This is a genomic window from Variovorax sucrosi (assembly GCF_051216635.1).
In the GTDB taxonomy this organism is placed as follows: Bacteria; Pseudomonadota; Gammaproteobacteria; order Burkholderiales; family Burkholderiaceae_C; genus Variovorax.
On the sequence record NZ_JBPJZU010000006.1, the window covers coordinates 179,480 to 196,300 of the forward strand.

Consider the following 16,821-nt stretch of genomic DNA (forward strand, 5'->3'; position numbering starts at 1 on the left):
CCAATGCACCAAGGGCCACGCTGGCGCAGCCCTTTGCCTGAACCGCAACGGTGGCATTAAAAGTTCGCCGCTTCCGCCGTGTTGCTGACCGGCGCTCGCGCGCTACCGAGATTGATCGGTTCGCTGTTGTCCACCGCCATCGCCACGAGTTTCTGGAGGTAGGCGATGAAAGCATCGGAGCTTTGCAGGGCGGAATCGGGAATGGTTTCGCCGGTGTTGCCTCCGGAACCGTCTCCTGTCGAAACACCGCCATTTCTGTCACCTCCGCCGCCACCGCAGCCACCAAGTGCCAGGCCAATCACGATGGCAAGTACCAGCTGCAAGTTTCGTGTCGTTTTCATGGCAGCGTCCTTATGGGTAGACCGCGGCGGTGGGCGGTGCTGGATTGAAGTTGCCCGGCAGCGGCGTTGTGAGATACGGGAACGTGGTCGCGTAGTTCGCAGCAGTCTTCCTGACACCGTCCGTGAGCGCGAGGGCACCGGCAGGCGCGTCGGCGGGCTTGCACCCGACCTGCAGCGCGTCGTTCGCCCCGGTCAAGACGCACAGCGCACCCATGCTGACCCGCAGCGAGAGATCGACCACGTCATCCCCGGGACGCCGTCCGTTCGGAAAGCCCGCGTTGTCGTTGCCAGCCACGCCCAGCGGGTTCTGTCCAGCGGCGGCTGTCACGGCGATCGAGGTGTTGAGCCGGAGCATTTCGGCGGGCACGACATTGGCCGGGCGGTTCACGCCGGCAATGCCCTGAAGGAAAACTGCCAGCAGGTCGGTGCGCGGAAAGTTCGTTGGTGCCTTGGCGCTGGGAAAGAGCGTCTCGATCAGCGCAGGCAGAACCGGATTGGTCACGTAGTCCGCGAACTTTGCGACATCGTCCTTTGGCTTCGAAGCGTTGAAGCGGTCCTTGTCGTCGATGCCGATGATTACTTCATTCACCAGCGGCATGCCCAGACGTGAAACCTGAACCCACGGTCCGCCCTCCAGCGACGCCTTGTTCAGCCCCGTGCCGGGCGAGCCGTTGATCAGGCGCCCTTGCCGCACGCTGGCGGTGGTGAACGCGCCGATCACCGGTTCGTTGGCTGCCGTCAGGCAGGCGACCGGCAATTCCATCGCCAGGGTGCTCACATTCTTGGCTTCGAGGTCGTTGTTGTTGCCGCCGGTCTCCGACCCGAGCGGGTTTAGGTTGAACAGGTCGAAGGTCTTTCCGACAGCAATGTAAAACGGCTCCTTGCGCTGACCCACGAACACGCGTGCCGCGGTCGAGCAGCCCGGAACGGCGACGCTGTAGACATGCTGCGCGGCATAGGCCGCATAGCCTGTCGGGCCGCCGAACACCTTGTCGCCAATGTTGTCCACCGGCTTGTCGAATACCGCCTGGCCATTGGCGGCGTTGGTGACCGCAGCGCGGTTTCCTCCCCGTCGCGTACCGCGGACGACGTCAACAGTGAAGGTCTCGCGCACATTGAGGCTGGCAGGGTTCACGCTGCTGATCAGACCGCTGTTGATGAGGGGAATCTTCACGGCCTTGCCGCCGACGTTCAGCGCGGTGGCCTTGGATGTGTTCTGGAAGCGGAACTGGAACGAGATGTCTTCCACTCCGTCGCCGTTGTTGTCGAAATGAACCTCGTACTGGGCATTCGGATCGAACATGAAGAAGTTCGGCCCGCCCTGCGGGTCCTGAAACGGCTGATAGTTGGCCAGCACGGTCACGAAGTCCTGCCGCCCAGTTTCGTAGCTTCGAAACATGTACAGGTCGGTGGCATCGACCTTCGGCTGCCCGCTGATGAAAGGGGCTTCACGGTGGCTGGAGGCCACGGCGCCTCCCCCCACGACAGCAAGCAAGCACGCAGCAGCTCCGACGGAGAGACGTTTTGGCATTTGATTTCCTTAAGTGGTGGGGGAGTTCGCATCGCTTCTACGAGGTGAACGGCCATTTGGATCGCACCAAGAGAAGGCAATCAACGGGTAGGCACAGGCATAGAACTCACCGGTGCCGCGACTGCTTGAGTTCCTTTCGTTCGCATCGGGTAAGCCAATTTCGTCAGCTGCTGACGGCCGACGGCGCGGCTTTGAGGCCATCAAGTGGTTCGGAGGGATCAAGCGTTGTTCGACGAATTCGAGCGACCAGCATCAAGGCCATTGCCAGCGAATTTGGCGATGGAAAGCTTTTTCTCGACGTTGAAGACTGAGCGCTGTGCTCGCACAGGCTACCGAACGAGGGGCCCCGGCCGCCGCGCTTCGCCGGCTCGCAATGGGCTGGGTATGTCTGACAGCGAAGGCGGCAACGGAAAAGAAAAAAGCACTTAGGCTTTCGACCTAAGTGCCTGATTCATCTGGAACTTTTTGGCTCTTCGACCTGGCGCGAACCAGGGACCTATGGATTAACAGGCGGTCAAGTTGAGATTTTTTGGGATTTCTGAAGATTCTGTGAGACGCGGGAATTTCCTTGTAAATCAATAAGTTATCGAGATTTTTTGCGTTTTTTAGTCTCGTTCGATAGCATTCGAGCTCAGGATTTTTCGGACACGAGTCGGACACGGAGAACGCTCAAATGCCTCTTTTGACCGTCCGGGCCATCGAGGCCCACAAGCCCAAAACGCAGCCCTATAAGCTCACGCTCGACCGAGGTCTGCAGCTTCGCATCGCGCCGGACGGCGCCCGCACGCTGCTCGTCCGCTACACGGTCAAGGGTGTAGACGGCGAGCGTCAGTACCGGCTGTCGCAGGAGTACGGCGATGGCCCTGGGCAACTCAAACTGGCGGCGGCCTGTGCGGAGTCACAGCGCATCCGATCCCTGGCTCGTGATGGGGTTGACTGGCCGGCACAGGAAGAAGCTCGGCTGCGTGCGGAAGCTGCAGCCCGTGAACAGGCCGAACGCGAAGAGGGTGTGACTTTCGCCAAGGCGCTGCGCGAGTACGTCGACAAGAAGCGCCGGGCCAAGGATGGTCTTCCCCTGAAGGCGCGCACGAAGGCTGACTACCTGGCGATGATCGAGCCGGGCCGAGTGTCCTCGAAGGGAAAACGGTTCGCCGATGGCGAGTTGTACCCGCTGGCCAGCGTGTTGCTCGCGAAGATCATGGCCGAGGACATCCGGCGCATCTACGAAAAACAGTTGAAGCGCTCGGAGCGCCAGGCGGTCTATGCGATGCAAGTGGTTCGGGCGGTGCTGCGCTGGCATGGCATCGTGGTGCCGAACAATCCGCTCGGTCGGGAGACGGCTGGCCGTGATCGCATCGTTTTGGCGCCACCAAAGGGCGACCCGGCGCCGATCCCGCCAGAGCGGTTGGGCGCTTGGTGGCGTGCCGCTTGTTCTTCTGGGCGCGTGGCGGCTGACTTCTACCGCTTCCAATTGCTGACCGGTTGCCGCGGCGTGGAGATCCACGGCAGCAAACGCTACGGATACGAACCACTCAAGGTCGGCGATGTGGACCTGGAGGCCGGCCGCATCGTGCTGCGCGACACCAAGAACCGCAGCGACCACAAGCTGCTGTTGTCTCGGCAAGCGCTCGAGATCGCGAAGGCTTACTGCAAGGACCGAAAGCTGGATGTGCCGCTGTTTCCAATCGTTGACGCGCGCAAGACGCTGGCGCGCATCAATTCGGAGGCCGACACCACCGTCCAGGGACACGGACTTAGGGCGACGTTTGCCAGCATCGCCGAAGAATTGGTGTCCGGAGGAGTTCTCAAGCGGATGATGAATCATGCGGCTGGCGGCGACGTGACACTAGGGCACTACGTGGGCAAGAGCGAGGCTCAGTTGCGGGCCGGATGGCAGACCGTGGCGGATTTTGTCGAGGCGGCTGCGACCACTTGGGATAAGCGATCCGCAGTTTCAACATCGTCAGAGGCGCCGCATGAAGACGTCACGGAACATGAGACTGAAGTTTGCGATGCTTGAAAAGGGCCACGCTTTTCAGGAGCGGATCACTTGTGGATGTCAATCAACAATTTTTGGGCGGCTTCCTAAACTGCACCAGTTGGCTAAGACGGCCGTGCTCCGCCGGCGGGCAGCCGTGGGGGGAGGGGCTCGTAAAGATGAGTTCGTCGTGACTGCAAGAACAACACCTTGCGCAACAACTGTGAGACGCCTCACACGGTACGACGTCATAGTTCAGAGATTTCTCCCCTAAAGAACGAGATTACTGGAACCTCATCCAGTGGCAGCGCGACAGTCGACCTGGGAGTCGTTGCGCGCCGACGAGAGGCGCTGCTCATCAGGCAGAATTCGGCCAACAGCAGTCATTCGGGAATGTCCGCTTTCTGGCACTCCATCATTTCAATGTTCCGTCGGCATGTTTCCAACCCGAATTTGCGGTCCACGCATAAGCCTTGGTTGCAAGCTCCTCAGGTCCGACAGCAGACGATAACGTTCGACTCGACGCACCTGGCGCGCAGCGTCTTCAGCTGCTTTTCCAGCGATTTCCGCTTCCGGTCTTGCTCGGCGACGTGCCCTTGTATGGGCTTCGAAACGCATTGACGCCCACGCAGTTTCTTGAGGCATTTCCTTGAAACGCTGGAGGGAGCGGATCTCCTCCCAGCGCCATGTCAAGGGAGCGGCATTGCCGAACGAAGGTAAGCCGCTCGATGTATTCCTCTCCGTAGCTCAGTCATTTTTTCCCGTGCGGTGCGGCACTGGCAACAGCGCCTCTCGCTCCTAGAAGGGATGTTCTCAGCGCTCGTGCCCGTGCCTGGGCCCGCCAGAAGTTTGCGGATCTCGCCGCAGGAGAGACAGCTACGGAGCTGGCGGCGGCCGACCGGCTCGGAGCGCGCTCTGACTGCCTACGGATCGAAAGCGCTGACTTGGCCCTTCAAAGATGCCAGAGATACACTGCTGCCAAATGTTCAGCCGCCGCCATCTTCACTGCTGCCTGACCTCGATCTTCGTGGTCGTGTCGCTGCTGTTTTCGCAATTGGCGTTGGCAGGCTATGTGTGTCCAGGCGTTCCTGACACGGATGCGATGGCTGAAATGATGGCGACCGGCGCGCCTTGTGAAGGCATGGACACAGCGCAGCCGGTGTTGTGCTTCCAGCACGCCGCCGACATGTCGCTGTCTTTTGAGCCGGTGAAATTGACCACCCCTTCGCTGCCGGCCATCGTGCAGCTTGTGGTCATGCCCGTCGCGTTGGTGTCGGAAAGCCATGCACTCCCGCAGCAGGCCGTTCCTGAGTGGCAGCACCCCCCGCCCGATCCCGTTTTCTTCGCCACGCGCAGACTTCGCGTCTGAAATCTCCATCGACTGACCGGTGCTGGTGCGGTTCGTCCGCCTCCAGCGATTGTCTCGTTCGTCTGCGGAGGTTCCATGTCCATTCTTTTCCTGCGCGCGGCTGTCACGGCAGCCGCGCTGCTTCCGTACCTCGCGACGGCGGCCCCTCTGTCCTTAGAGGTCGCGCTTCAGTTCGCAGCCCAACGCTCCGAAACGACGCGTGCCGCCCGTGCCAGCGCACTGGGCGCCACGGAGGCGGCGCAAGCTTCTGCCCAGCTTCCCGATCCCACGCTGCGCATCGGCGTCGACAACCTGCCTGCGACGGGGACCGATCGCTTCCACACGGCCCGGGACTCCATGACGATGAAACGCATTGGCATCAGCCAGGAGTGGCTGTCGACCGACAAGCGCGCCGCGCGGCGGGCCGCCGCAGATGCTTCGATCGGCCGTGAAGCAGTGCTGGCACAAGCCGCCGCCGCCGACACCCGTCGCCAAACAGCGCTCGCCTACGTTGACGCCTTCTACGCTGGTGAGAGCGTGAAGCTCGCAAGGCTCATGGCGCACCATGCGCATGAAGAACTTGAGGCATCGCGGGCACGCCTGTCCTCGGCCGTAGGGAGCAGCCAGGATGTGCTGGCACTGACCGGTGCGAAAGGCGTTTCGGACGACGAGACGGCAGACATCCTGCAACAGCAGGCGGCCGCCGAAATTGCTTTCCAGCGATGGGTTGGTATGCCCCCCGATGATCTCCTGCCTCCGGGTGCCTTTGCGCTGCCGGCCGAAGACGCCTACGTGGCAGCAAACCCCACGGTCGTTGCGATGCAGCGCGATGTCGAAGTGGCCACGCGTATGGCTGCCGTCACCGCTTCCAACCGCAAGCCCAACTGGACCTGGGAGGTCGCGTATGGTCAGCGCACCGGCTATTCCGACATGGTGTCTGTGGGCGTGAGCATTCCGCTGCCCCTTGCCCCTGGGGAACGTCAGGACCGAGACACCGCGGCCAAGCTGGCGCTTGTCGAGAAGGCTGAGGCCGACTTGGCCGAAGCGACCCGTGCCGCCATCGCGGAATTTCGGTCGCTGCGCAACGACGCGCAGCGCCTCGAGCAACGCATAGAACGCTACCGCGCCGGCGTCGTCCTTCCAGCCAGCCAAAGAACGGCCGCCGCGGCGGCGGGTTACCGATCCAACCAGGGCAGCTTGGTCGCCTTGTTTGAGGCACGCCATGCCGAAGTCGAAGCGCAGCGCAAGCTGCTGACGCTGCAACGCGACCTGGCCAGAACCCAGGTTCAATTGGCCTTTCGGCCGCTCCCTGCTGAGGTGGCGCAATGAACAGAACACGTGTGATCGGTCTCTCGCTGTTGGCGGCCGGGCTGCTGGCAACCAGCTCCTTCTACCTGGGCCGCAAGATGGGCCAGCCCGCGGACCCATCCATGGCCACGGCGACCACCGCATCCACCCCCGACGGCCGCAAGGTGCTCTACTGGCACGACCCCATGGTGCCGGGCCAGCGCTTCGACAAGCCGGGCAAGTCGCCGTTCATGGACATGCAGCTCGTCCCCATGTACGCCGACAGCGCGACGGGCGCGCCCAACGAGGCGGGCGTGACGGTCAGCCCTGCGGTCCAGCAAAACCTTGGCATCCGGTACGCCAGCGTGCGGCGTGCGGAAACCTCTGGGTCCTTCGAAGCGGTGGGCGCCGTGCAATTCGACGAGCGGCTCAACGTTGCCGTGCAGACGCGCGTTGCCGGGTATGTCGAACATCTTTCGGTCCGCGCGCCGATGGAGCGCGTGCGCAAGGGCCAGGCGCTGGCGGCGGTTTTCGCGCCCGATTGGCTCGGACCTCAGAACGAACTGCTCGCCCTCAAGCGTTCGGGTGCCCCTCCTGACCTCGTCGCAGCCGCGCGCGATCGCATGCGGGCCATGTCCATCCCAGCCGAACTCATCCGGCGCAGCGAAGAGTCCGGCACCGCGCATGCGCGCTACGTGCTCTCCGCACCGTCCGATGGCGTGGTGGCCGAGCTGGGTGTGCGCGAAGGTGTGGCCATCACTCCCGGCGTGACGCTATTCCGCATCGTGGGGTTGGAGAGGGTCTGGACGGTCGCCGAGATTCCGGAAGCGCAGGCGGTACGACTCACGCGTGGCCAGAAGGTCAAGGCGATCCTTCAAGCCGATGCTGCCCAGACTTTCGTTGGGACGCTCGACGAGATAATTCCCGAGATCAACAGCTCGACCCGCACGCTGAAGGCCCGCTTCGAGGTCGACAACAGGAACGGAAAGCTGACGCCCGGCATGCTGCTGCGTCTGCAGGTGGCCAGCCCCGCCAGCAGCCAGTTGGTCGTGCCGTCCGAAGCGGTGATCCGCACTGGCAAGCGCGCTGTCGTCATTGTGCGCAGGGCTGACGGCGCCTTTGAGCCGCGCGATGTGTCGCTGGGCGCGGACCAGGGCGACGATACCGAAGTCGTTTCGGGCCTGAGCGAAGGCGATCAGGTGGTCGCCAGCGGCCAGTTTTTGATTGACTCGGAGGCCCGGCTGCGCTCCGTGCTGGGCAACATGGCGGCGCCCGCAGCCCCGCCGAACGCTGGAGCTTCGACGCCGGCCGGGGTGATTCACAAAGCCGAGGGCAAGGTCGAAAGCGTGGCGTCCGACGGCATCACCATCTCGCATGGTCCGGTCGCGACGCTCAAATGGCCGTCGATGACGATGGGGTTCGCCAAGACATCGCCGAACGCCTTCCCGGAAATCAAGCCTGGCGACCAGGTCCGCTTCGAGTTCAAGGAGGGTGGCCCCACAGACTACGAACTGGTTTCCGTGCAGCGCCTGCAACCAGGCGGCAAGCAATGATCGCCGCCCTGATCCGCTGGTCGATCGGCAACCGGTTCCTCGTGCTGATCGCAACCGCATTTCTGGTGGCGGCCGGCTGGTGGTCCGTCGTCCAGACACCGCTTGACGCATTGCCCGATCTCTCTGACACGCAGGTCATCATCCGCACGCCTTTTCCCGGCAAGGCGCCCCAAGTGGTCGAAGACCTGGTCACCTACCCACTGACCACCACCATGCTCAGCGTGCCCGGCGCCAAGACCGTGCGCGGCTATTCCTTCTTCGGTGACTCGTTCGTCTACGTGCTCTTCGACGACAAGACCGATCCGTACTGGGCGCGCTCGCGCGTGGTCGAGTACCTGAACCAGGTGCAGAGCAAGCTCCCCGCGGGCGCCAACGCCTCGCTGGGCCCTGATGCCACGGGCGTGGGCTGGGTCTACGAATACGCGCTGGTCGACCGCACGGGCACGCGCGACATTGGGCAACTGCGCGCGCTGAACGACTGGTTCCTCAAGTTCGAGCTGAAGACCGTGCCCGACGTGGCTGAGGTCGCCAGCATCGGCGGCATGGTGCGTCAGTACCAGGTGGTGCTCGATCCCGACCGCATGCGCGCGCTCGGCATCACGCAATCGACGGTGATCAATGCCTTGCAGAAGGCCAACCAAGCGTCGGGCGGTTCGGTGGTCGAGTTCGCCGAGGCTGAGTACATGGTGCGTTCGCGCGGATACTTGCGGTCGCTGGACGATTTCCGCACGATCCCGCTTGCCGTTACAGGTGCTACTCCAGTGCTGCTGCGCGACGTGGCCACGGTGCAGATTGGGCCGGAGATGCGCCGTGGCATTGCCGAACTGGATGGTGAAGGTGAAGTAGCGGGCGGCGTGATTGTCATGCGCTCGGGCAAGAACGCCCGTTCGACCATCGAGGCCGTCAAGGCGAAGCTCGAAGCGCTCAAACCCAGCCTGCCGCCGGGTGTGGAAATCGTGCCCACCTACGACCGGTCGCTGCTGATCGACCGCGCCGTCGAGAACCTTCGCGGCAAGCTCATCGAGGAATTCATCGTGGTGGCGCTGGTCTGCGCGGTCTTCCTGTTCCATCTGCGCTCGGCACTCGTGGCAGTGGTGGCGTTGCCGATCGGTGTGCTGGCAGCGTTCATCGTCATGCACTGGCAGGGCGTCAACGCCAACATCATGTCGCTTGGCGGCATCGCGATCGCCATCGGCGCGATGGTGGACGGCGCGATCGTGATGGTCGAGAACGTGCACAAGCACATCGAGGCTTTCGAGGCGGCGCACCACCGGCAGCCGACAGTGACCGAACGTTGGCAGCTCGTCGCCGATGCCTCCGTGGAAGTAGGGCCAGCGCTGTTCTTCTCGCTGCTGGTGATCACGCTGTCCTTCGTGCCGGTCTTCTCGTTGGAGGCGCAGGAGGGCCGGCTGTTTTCGCCGTTGGCTTTTACCAAGACCTATGCCATGGCGGCGGCGGCGGGGTTGTCGGTGACGCTGATTCCGGTGCTCATGGGCTACCTGATTCGGGGACGCATCCCGCACGAAGCCGCCAACCCCGTCAACCGCTTTCTGATGGCGATGTATCGGCCCGCGCTGGAACTGGTGCTGCGATTTCCGAGGGGAACGCTGGTCGTGGCTGCCGTACTGCTGGCGCTCACAGCTCTACCGTTGATGCGGTTGGGCGGCGAGTTCATGCCGCCACTCGACGAGGGCGACCTGCTGTACATGCCTTCCGCGCTGCCCGGGTTGTCGGTGTCAAAGGCTTCCGAGCTGCTGCAGCAGACCGACCGCCTGATCAAAACCGTGCCGGAGGTTGCGCGTGTGTTCGGCAAGGCCGGCCGCGCGGACACGGCGACCGACCCCGCGCCGCTCGAAATGTTCGAGACCACCATCCAGTTCAAGCCGAAGACGCAGTGGCGCGCGGGGATGACACCAGATAGGCTGGTCGAAGAACTGGACCGCGTCGTCAAGGTGCCGGGCCTGACCAATGTGTGGGTGCCACCCATCCGCAACCGGATCGACATGCTGGCGACAGGCATCAAGAGCCCGGTCGGCATCAAGGTGGCGGGGGCGGATCTGGCCACGATCGATTCGCTGACGACGCAGATCGAGGCGACCGTCAAGAACGTTCCCGGCGTGTCGTCTGCACTGGCAGAGCGGCTCACCGGTGGGCGCTACATCGACGTCGACGTCGACCGGCTCGCGGCGGCACGCTACGGCCTCTCGGTGGCGGACGTACAGGCCGTGGTGTCCACGGCCATCGGTGGCGAAAACGTCGGTGAGGTCATCCAGGGCCGCGAGCGTTATCCGATCAACGTCCGCTACCCGCGCGAGATCCGCGATTCGCTGAAGCGGCTGCGGCAATTGCCCTTCGTGACCGAGAAGGGGGCGCAGTTGCTGCTCGGTGATGTGGCGAAGATCACCATCGAAGACGGCCCGCCGATGCTGCGCAGCGAAAACGCGCGGCTGTCGGGATGGGTCTACGTCGACGTCCGGGGCCGCGACCTGCGCTCCGCCGTAAGCGACATGCAGGCTGCGGTTGGCAAGACCGTGAAGATGCCTGCGGGCTATGCCGTATCGTGGTCCGGCCAGTTCGAGTACCTGGAACGCGCGACCGAGCGGTTGAAGCTGGTCGTGCCCGTCACGCTCGCGGTTATTGTCGTGCTGCTCTACCTGCTGTTCAGGTCGTTCGTCGATGCCGCCCTGGTGATGGCGGCCGTTCCGTTCTCGCTCATCGGCGGCTTCTGGCTGATCTGGGCGTTGGGCCATTCGATCTCTGTGGCCACCGCGGTAGGCTTCATCGCGCTGGCTGGCGTGGCTGCCGAGTTCGGCGTCGTCATGCTGGTCTACCTCAAAAATGCACTGGCGGGCCGCCTCGAAGCAGGGGAGCCCATGAACGACGAGACCCTGCTGGCCGCAATCCGGGAAGGTGCCGTGCTGCGCGTGCGGCCCAAGGCCATGACCGTTGCGGTAGTAATGGCGGGGCTGCTACCCATCCTGTGGGGCAGCGGCACTGGCTCGGAGGTGATGACGCGCATTGCCGCGCCCATGGTGGGCGGCATGGTCACGGCGCCACTCCTGAGCATGCTCGTCGTGCCAGCCGCATGGTTCCTGCTGCATCGCAAGCTGCCGGCACATCGCACCCGTTCATCTACGATTGGCTTACCAAACCCAGGAAGAGTGCCTTGAAAGACGCCCCCCACCCGCTCGCAATCACGCACGCGCACAATCCGGCCCTGCGGTTGGGAGCACTTATTTTGCTTGGATTGTTGCCCGCTCTGAACTCTGCATGGGCCCAGAGTTCGGCACGCCCTCAGCCGCAAGTTTCCTCGGCAGTGCCGTCGACTCTCGCGCTCACGCACGCCGTGATCGAGCGCGTGCTGCACGACACCGGCGAAATTGTCCTCGATCACGAGGACCTACCGAATCTGGGCATGCCACCCATGACCATGGCATTTGATGTGTCGAGCAAAGAGATGCTCAAGGCCTTCAAAGCGGGGGACAAGGTCAGGTTCCAGGCTGGAATAGTTGCGGGAAAACCCACGATCACACGTTTGGAGCATGCGCCTTAGCACACGGGCGTGCGGTTTGTAGCGAGTTCAGTTCCAGTATTCATCCCGCCCCCATACAATCGAGCTAATGGTCAGCTTTCGCGCGATCTTTCTGTGGCTCATGATGTTTGCGGTGCCTTTTCAGGGCTACGCGGCAGCAGCCATGGCCGTTTGCGCCCCGGGAACGGCCATGTCAACGGGCGCTGTCTCGGCCTCCGCAGGCAGTCACCATGATCATGGTGACTCTGGATCGGCCGCGGGCCATCACGCAGATGCCCATGTCGACGCGCATGACCATGGCGCTGATGCTGGCCAAGATGACACAGGCCACAAATGTGGCAACTGCGCTCCTTGCCATGCTGTGGGGCTAACCCCGGACGTCGCTGCCATCGAGAACTTTGGCCTTCCGCAGGCCGACTTGATAGAGCCTCTTTACGCGCTGGCGATTGTCTCGCCCGGCGTCCCTCACAAACCTCCTCGCGTTTAAGGCGTTCATCGTCCGGCAGCTTTGCTGTCGGCGTCTGAACGCGCATGCATCGCTTGCTGTTGCTCCCGCCTTGTGGCGGTCGACGGCACTTCGTTCATGAACATCGCGAGGAACCCATGTTCACAAAATCGCCGGCCGCTTGGCTGGCCAGCTTGACCACATTCGTGGCCTTCACAGCGGTCGCTCAGACCGCGCCCGCTGTGGACGCTCCCCCCGCTACGCCGAGTCCTCTTCCCTACAGCTCGGCTATGGATGGCTACAAAGCCTTCGCCGACGAAAAGTCCATCCCATGGAAGGCCGCCAACGACACTGTCAAAGGCCGTGGTGGATGGCGCGCCTATGCCAAAGAGGCTAGCGGCGAGCCGTCTGACCCACAGGCGCCTGCAGCGGCAGATCCACACGCAGGCCATGTCATGCCCGCGCCCAAGGAGAAGCCATGACGCGCCCGCTGCGTTTAGCGCTCGGCGCTGTCGGCCTTGCGGTCCTGACAGGCTGTGCCTCCCTCGGCATCGACGATGCCGTCAAGCAGACCAACAGCTCCGCGGCACAGTTCACCGGCGGCAACTTGGAGCTGAGCCGCACCAAGGAACAGCGCGACGCACGTCTTGCAGTCGCCGATGAGCTTTTGGGCAAGCCCCTGACGCAGGACGCCGCAGTGCGCCTCGCCCTGGCGAACAGCCCTGCGTTGCAGGCAATGGTGGCTCAGAGCTGGGCCGAGATCTCCAACGCGAACCAGGCGGGCAACATTCCCAACCCGGTTTTCAGCTTCGAGCGCCTGCGCATTGGCGATGAACTCGAAATCGGGCGGCTTTTGTCATTTGGTGTGGTCGATCTGATCCTGCTGCCGCGGCGAATGTCAATTGCGCGCAGCCAAGGCGTGCAGGCGCAGATCCAGCTCACGACCACCGTCGTGGACCAGGTGACCCAGGTTCGCCAGGCTTGGGTGCGCGCGGTCACCGCGCAGCAGTTGTTGCAGTACGCCGAGCAAGTCAAACAGTCAGCCGAAGCCAGCGCGGAGCTGGCTCGGCGGATGCAGCTGATCGGCAACTTCAGCAAGCTGCAGCGAGCGCGCCAGCAGGTGTTCTATGCCGATGCGACGACCCAACTGGCCTCGGCCCGTCATGCCGCCACTTCGGCCCGGGAAGAACTGACACGCGCGCTGGGACTGGATGACAGCCAGGCCGCGAAGCTGCAGTTGCCAGAACGCTTGCCTGATTTGCCAAAGGCACCCCGTCCTGCCCAAGATGTCGCCAGCACTGCCGGGGCACAACGCTTGGATGTGCAGCAGGCACGCGCGCAGTTGGAGGTGGCAGGTAGGTCGCAAGGCATCAACCAACTGTCCACGTTCATCGACGTGGAAGCAGGCATTCGGCGCGACACGGTGTTCGACAACCACGATGGGACGCGCAGCACTGGGCGAGGCTTTGAGCTGGACATCCGGCTTCCCCTGTTCGACTGGGGCTCCGCCCAGCGCGACACCCTGAACGCTCAGTCCTTGGCCGCCGCCAACCGCTATGACGCTGCCGTCCGCGGCGCGACATCTCAGCTGCGCCAGGACTACTCGGCGTATCGCACGACTTATGACATCGCACGTCACTACCGCGACGAGATCGTTCCGCTGCGCCAAGCAATGGCCGACGAGAACGTGCTTCGCTACAACGGGATGCTGATCGGCGTCTTCGAGCTCTTGGCCGAGGCTCGAGATCAGATATCGAGCGTGACCAACGCGATCAATGCCCAACAGCAGTTCTGGCTGGCGGATGCGGCGCTCGCCGCCTCCGTGATCGGGAAACCCTCTGCCATGGCCTCCCCAGCTGCCGGCGGCGCCAGCTCCCAAGCTGCCGCCGCCCCGGCTCATTGAGCACATCTTCAAGACCTACACATGAACAACAGACGCAACTTTCTAAGCGGTGCGGGGGCCATCACGGGTGCCATTGCCGCGGCCACGGTCAGTAAGGTGGCGATGGCCGCCTTGCCAGAACCGGTCTTCCAGGGAAAGCCGGACACCATGCCTCCGCTGGCGCCCTCCACCGGCCGCCCCTACAACCCAGTCGTCACGCTCAACGGCTGGACCTTGCCCTGGCGCATGAACAACGGGGTGAAGGAATTCCACCTGGTCGCCGAGCCGGTGGTGCGCGAGATGGCCCCAGGCTTCAAGGCCAACCTGTGGGGCTACAACGGCCAGTCGCCGGGCCCCACGATCGAGGTGGTCGAAGGCGACCGGGTGCGCATCTTCGTCACCAACAAGCTGCCTGAGCACACCAGTATCCATTGGCACGGCCAGCGCCTACCCAACGGCATGGACGGCGTCACAGGTTTGAACCAGCCGGGCATCCAGCCCGGCAAGACCTTCGTCTATGAGTTCGTCGCCCGCCGCCCCGGCACCTTCATGTACCACCCGCATGCCGATGAGATGGTGCAGATGGCGATGGGCATGATGGGCTTTTGGGTCACTCATCCCAAGGCCGAGCATCCGCTGATCGAGAAGGTCGACCGCGATTTTGTGTTCCTGCTGAATGCCTACGACGTGGAGCCGGGCAGCGCGACGCCGAAGATCATGACGATGTTGGACTTCAACCTCTGGTCCTGGAACAGCCGCATCTTTCCCGGCATCGACTCGCTCAACGTTCGGCAGAACGACAAGGTCAGGATTCGCATCGGCAACCTGACGATGACGAACCACCCGATGCACCTGCACGGGCATGAATTCCTTGTCACCGGCACCGACGGCGGCCCGACGCCGAAGTCCTCCAGGCAGTACGAGGTGACCACCGACGTGGCCGTCGGGCAGATGCGTCAGATTGAATTCCTTGCGGACGAGGAAGGCGACTGGGCATTCCACTGCCATAAGAGCCATCACACGATGAACGCCATGGGCCACGACGTGCCAACCATGATCGGCGTCGACCACAAGGATGTCGTCAAACAGGTCACCAAGCTTGTTCCCGACTACATGGTGATGGGCGAGCGCGGCATGGCGGACATGGGCGAGATGGAGATGCCGCTGCCCGACAACACGGCGCGAATGATGTCGGGCGAGGGACCCTTCGGCTCGGTTGAGATGGGCGGCATGTTCAGCGTGCTGAAGGTCCGCAAGGACCAGAAGCGCGGCGACTACTCGAACCCCGGGTGGTTCAAGCACCCACAAGGGACCGTTGCCTATGAATTCAACGGCAATTCCGCTGAGCCGCCCCGCGCACGCGACGCTGGCGCAGCCGCGATGCCGGCGCAGAACATGCCGGCCAAAAACATCGAAGTGCAAGTCCGTAAGCCAACCAAAGGCCATGCAGGCCATTGATCCCGCGTCTTTTTTAACAGAGGAAATCACATGAAGATCCAGACCATTCGCTCTGCAGCTGCCGCTGCGATCACCGCCCTTGCCGCTGCCAGCGCCTTTGCTGCCGGCACCCATGCTGGCGGTCACGGCCACAGCGACGACGCCATCGGCAAGCCCGGCGTGGCTGCCAAGGCAACCCGCACCGTCAAGGTGGACATGAACGACGCGATGCGCTTCAACCCCTCGAGCATCGACGTGAAGCAAAACGAGACCGTGCGCTTTCTCATCACCAACTCGGGAAAGATCAAGCATGAGCTCGTCCTCGGTACCGAGAAGGAGCTCAAGGAGCATTACGAGGTCATGAAGAAGAACTCCGAAATGGAGCACGACGACCCGAACATGGTCACGTTGGCGCCGGGTAAGAGCGGGGAAGTTGTCTGGCAGTTCACCAAGGCCGGGAAGATCGACTTCGCATGCCTGCAGCCCGGCCACTACGACGCTGGCATGAAGGGCGCGGTCAACGTCGCCAAGGCCCCTGGAAAAAACTCGAAGTGACCCTCTTTGGCTCAGCGCGAAGCGCTGGGCCTGCATCTTTTACAAGGAAAACGCTATGAACAAGATCCGATTTGCGATCGCCGCATCGACCGCAGCCCTCCTGGTTTCTTTGACGGGCATGACCGGCGCTCAGACCGCGAGCGCCTCTGCCGCTGCTTCCACCTCCGCCGAGATGGCCGAGGGCGAAGTGCGCAAGGTCGACAAAGAGAACCAGAAGCTCACGATCAAGCACGGCCCCCTCAAGAACCTCGACATGCCGGGCATGACGATGGTGTTCCAGGTTCAGGACGCAGCCATGCTCGACAAGGTTCAAGCCGGCGACAAGGTCCGCTTCATTGCTGAAAAGCTGGACGGGAAATTTACTGTCACCAAGATGGACGCAAGTCGCTAACGGCAGTTGCTGGCGCGGCGCCACATCACGGCGCCTCGTCACTCTGAACCCATTTTTCCTCTCAAAGGAGCTTCCATGAAGATCGCTTTTCTGAAACTTCCCCTGGCAGTGATTGCCCTCGGTAGCGCGCTGCTTCAACCCGTGGCCTTTGCACAGCCAGCAGCGCCGCACGGCCACCAAGCGGCAGGTGCTCCTGGAGCCGCTGGAATGCAGGGTGGCATGAAGGGCAACATGGACATGAAATCCATGGTGAAGGACATGAACGACAAGATGTCCTCGATGTCCATGAGCGGCAATCCGGACGTCGACTTCGCCATGATGATGCGAATTCACCACCAAGGCGCCATCGACATGGCCCAAGCTGAACTGCAGGCGGGCAAGGACCCTCAGATGCGCAAGATGGCCACGACCGTCATCAAGGCGCAGAAAAGGGAGATCGCCGAACTCGACAAGTTCCTGGCCAAGCACGGCCACTCCGGCGACGCCATGAAAAAGTAACCTGGCCGCCTCTCAGGGCGGTTCTCCTCGGCGCCTCTTGGCG

At 62.9% G+C, this 16,821-nt stretch carries 14 protein-coding genes; 12 read left to right on the forward strand and 2 right to left on the reverse strand.

The features are described 5' to 3' along the window. Positions 1-56: 56 nt before the first annotated feature. The gene (locus ACSFBE_RS13440) at positions 57-341 is read right to left on the reverse strand and encodes a hypothetical protein (protein WP_435490892.1); all 285 of its coding nucleotides are present in this window, start codon (positions 339-341) and stop codon (positions 57-59) included. Between the two features lie 10 nt (positions 342-351). Then, on the reverse strand, positions 352-1,872 hold the full coding sequence (locus tag ACSFBE_RS13445; RefSeq protein WP_435490893.1) for a DUF4331 domain-containing protein: 1,521 nt from the start codon (positions 1,870-1,872) through the stop codon (positions 352-354). Between the two features lie 673 nt (positions 1,873-2,545). Between ACSFBE_RS13445 and ACSFBE_RS13450 the strand changes: the two genes are divergently transcribed. The 12 genes from ACSFBE_RS13450 (at position 2,546) to ACSFBE_RS13505 (ending at position 16,778) form a co-directional block, all read left to right on the forward strand. After that, the gene (locus ACSFBE_RS13450; protein ID WP_435490894.1) at positions 2,546-3,892 is read left to right on the forward strand and encodes a tyrosine-type recombinase/integrase; all 1,347 of its coding nucleotides are present in this window, start codon (positions 2,546-2,548) and stop codon (positions 3,890-3,892) included. Between the two features lie 940 nt (positions 3,893-4,832). Further along, positions 4,833-5,219 (forward strand): hypothetical protein, encoded by a 387-nt coding sequence (locus ACSFBE_RS13455; protein WP_435490895.1) that lies wholly within the window; start codon positions 4,833-4,835, stop codon positions 5,217-5,219. A gap of 75 nt (positions 5,220-5,294) precedes the next feature. Then, positions 5,295-6,527, forward strand: coding sequence for a TolC family protein (locus ACSFBE_RS13460; protein WP_435490896.1), 1,233 nt, complete (start codon positions 5,295-5,297; stop codon positions 6,525-6,527). Continuing rightward, the gene (locus tag ACSFBE_RS13465) at positions 6,524-8,038 is read left to right on the forward strand and encodes an efflux RND transporter periplasmic adaptor subunit (RefSeq protein ID WP_435490897.1); all 1,515 of its coding nucleotides are present in this window, start codon (positions 6,524-6,526) and stop codon (positions 8,036-8,038) included. The genes ACSFBE_RS13460 and ACSFBE_RS13465 overlap by 4 nt, the downstream gene beginning before the upstream one ends. Next, positions 8,035-11,208, forward strand: a complete 3,174-nt coding sequence (locus ACSFBE_RS13470) for an efflux RND transporter permease subunit (RefSeq protein WP_435490898.1) — start codon at positions 8,035-8,037, stop codon at positions 11,206-11,208. The genes ACSFBE_RS13465 and ACSFBE_RS13470 overlap by 4 nt, the downstream gene beginning before the upstream one ends. After that, entirely contained in the window at positions 11,205-11,591 is a 387-nt protein-coding gene (locus ACSFBE_RS13475; protein WP_435490899.1) for a copper-binding protein, read from the forward strand. Before ACSFBE_RS13470 ends, ACSFBE_RS13475 begins: the two co-directional genes overlap by 4 nt. Positions 11,592-11,800: 209 nt before the next feature. Continuing rightward, a complete protein-coding gene (locus ACSFBE_RS13480; RefSeq protein ID WP_435490900.1) occupies positions 11,801-11,941 on the forward strand; it encodes a hypothetical protein in 141 nt (46 codons plus the stop codon). A gap of 552 nt (positions 11,942-12,493) precedes the next feature. Beyond that, the gene (locus ACSFBE_RS13485; protein WP_435490901.1) at positions 12,494-13,918 is read left to right on the forward strand and encodes a TolC family protein; all 1,425 of its coding nucleotides are present in this window, start codon (positions 12,494-12,496) and stop codon (positions 13,916-13,918) included. Positions 13,919-13,939: 21 nt separating this feature from the next. Beyond that, on the forward strand, positions 13,940-15,355 hold the full coding sequence (locus ACSFBE_RS13490; RefSeq protein WP_435490902.1) for a multicopper oxidase family protein: 1,416 nt from the start codon (positions 13,940-13,942) through the stop codon (positions 15,353-15,355). A 30-nt stretch (positions 15,356-15,385) separates the two neighbouring features. Continuing rightward, a complete protein-coding gene (locus tag ACSFBE_RS13495; RefSeq protein WP_435490903.1) occupies positions 15,386-15,889 on the forward strand; it encodes a cupredoxin domain-containing protein in 504 nt (167 codons plus the stop codon). A gap of 55 nt (positions 15,890-15,944) precedes the next feature. After that, positions 15,945-16,280 (forward strand): copper-binding protein, encoded by a 336-nt coding sequence (locus ACSFBE_RS13500; protein WP_435490904.1) that lies wholly within the window; start codon positions 15,945-15,947, stop codon positions 16,278-16,280. Between the two features lie 75 nt (positions 16,281-16,355). After that, a complete protein-coding gene (locus ACSFBE_RS13505) occupies positions 16,356-16,778 on the forward strand; it encodes a DUF305 domain-containing protein (protein WP_435490905.1) in 423 nt (140 codons plus the stop codon). Positions 16,779-16,821 lie beyond the last annotated feature (43 nt).

Coding starts and splice junctions, on each gene's coding strand:
- ACSFBE_RS13440 (WP_435490892.1), bottom strand. CDS start 341: ATGAAAACGACACGAAACTTGCAGCTGGTACTTGCCATCGTGATTGGC.
- ACSFBE_RS13445 (WP_435490893.1), bottom strand. CDS start 1,872: ATGCCAAAACGTCTCTCCGTCGGAGCTGCTGCGTGCTTGCTTGCTGTC.
- ACSFBE_RS13450 (WP_435490894.1), top strand. CDS start 2,546: ATGCCTCTTTTGACCGTCCGGGCCATCGAGGCCCACAAGCCCAAAACG.
- ACSFBE_RS13455 (WP_435490895.1), top strand. CDS start 4,833: ATGTTCAGCCGCCGCCATCTTCACTGCTGCCTGACCTCGATCTTCGTG.
- ACSFBE_RS13460 (WP_435490896.1), top strand. CDS start 5,295: ATGTCCATTCTTTTCCTGCGCGCGGCTGTCACGGCAGCCGCGCTGCTT.
- ACSFBE_RS13465 (WP_435490897.1), top strand. CDS start 6,524: ATGAACAGAACACGTGTGATCGGTCTCTCGCTGTTGGCGGCCGGGCTG.
- ACSFBE_RS13470 (WP_435490898.1), top strand. CDS start 8,035: ATGATCGCCGCCCTGATCCGCTGGTCGATCGGCAACCGGTTCCTCGTG.
- ACSFBE_RS13480 (WP_435490900.1), top strand. CDS start 11,801: ATGATCATGGTGACTCTGGATCGGCCGCGGGCCATCACGCAGATGCCC.
- ACSFBE_RS13485 (WP_435490901.1), top strand. CDS start 12,494: ATGACGCGCCCGCTGCGTTTAGCGCTCGGCGCTGTCGGCCTTGCGGTC.
- ACSFBE_RS13490 (WP_435490902.1), top strand. CDS start 13,940: ATGAACAACAGACGCAACTTTCTAAGCGGTGCGGGGGCCATCACGGGT.
- ACSFBE_RS13495 (WP_435490903.1), top strand. CDS start 15,386: ATGAAGATCCAGACCATTCGCTCTGCAGCTGCCGCTGCGATCACCGCC.
- ACSFBE_RS13500 (WP_435490904.1), top strand. CDS start 15,945: ATGAACAAGATCCGATTTGCGATCGCCGCATCGACCGCAGCCCTCCTG.
- ACSFBE_RS13505 (WP_435490905.1), top strand. CDS start 16,356: ATGAAGATCGCTTTTCTGAAACTTCCCCTGGCAGTGATTGCCCTCGGT.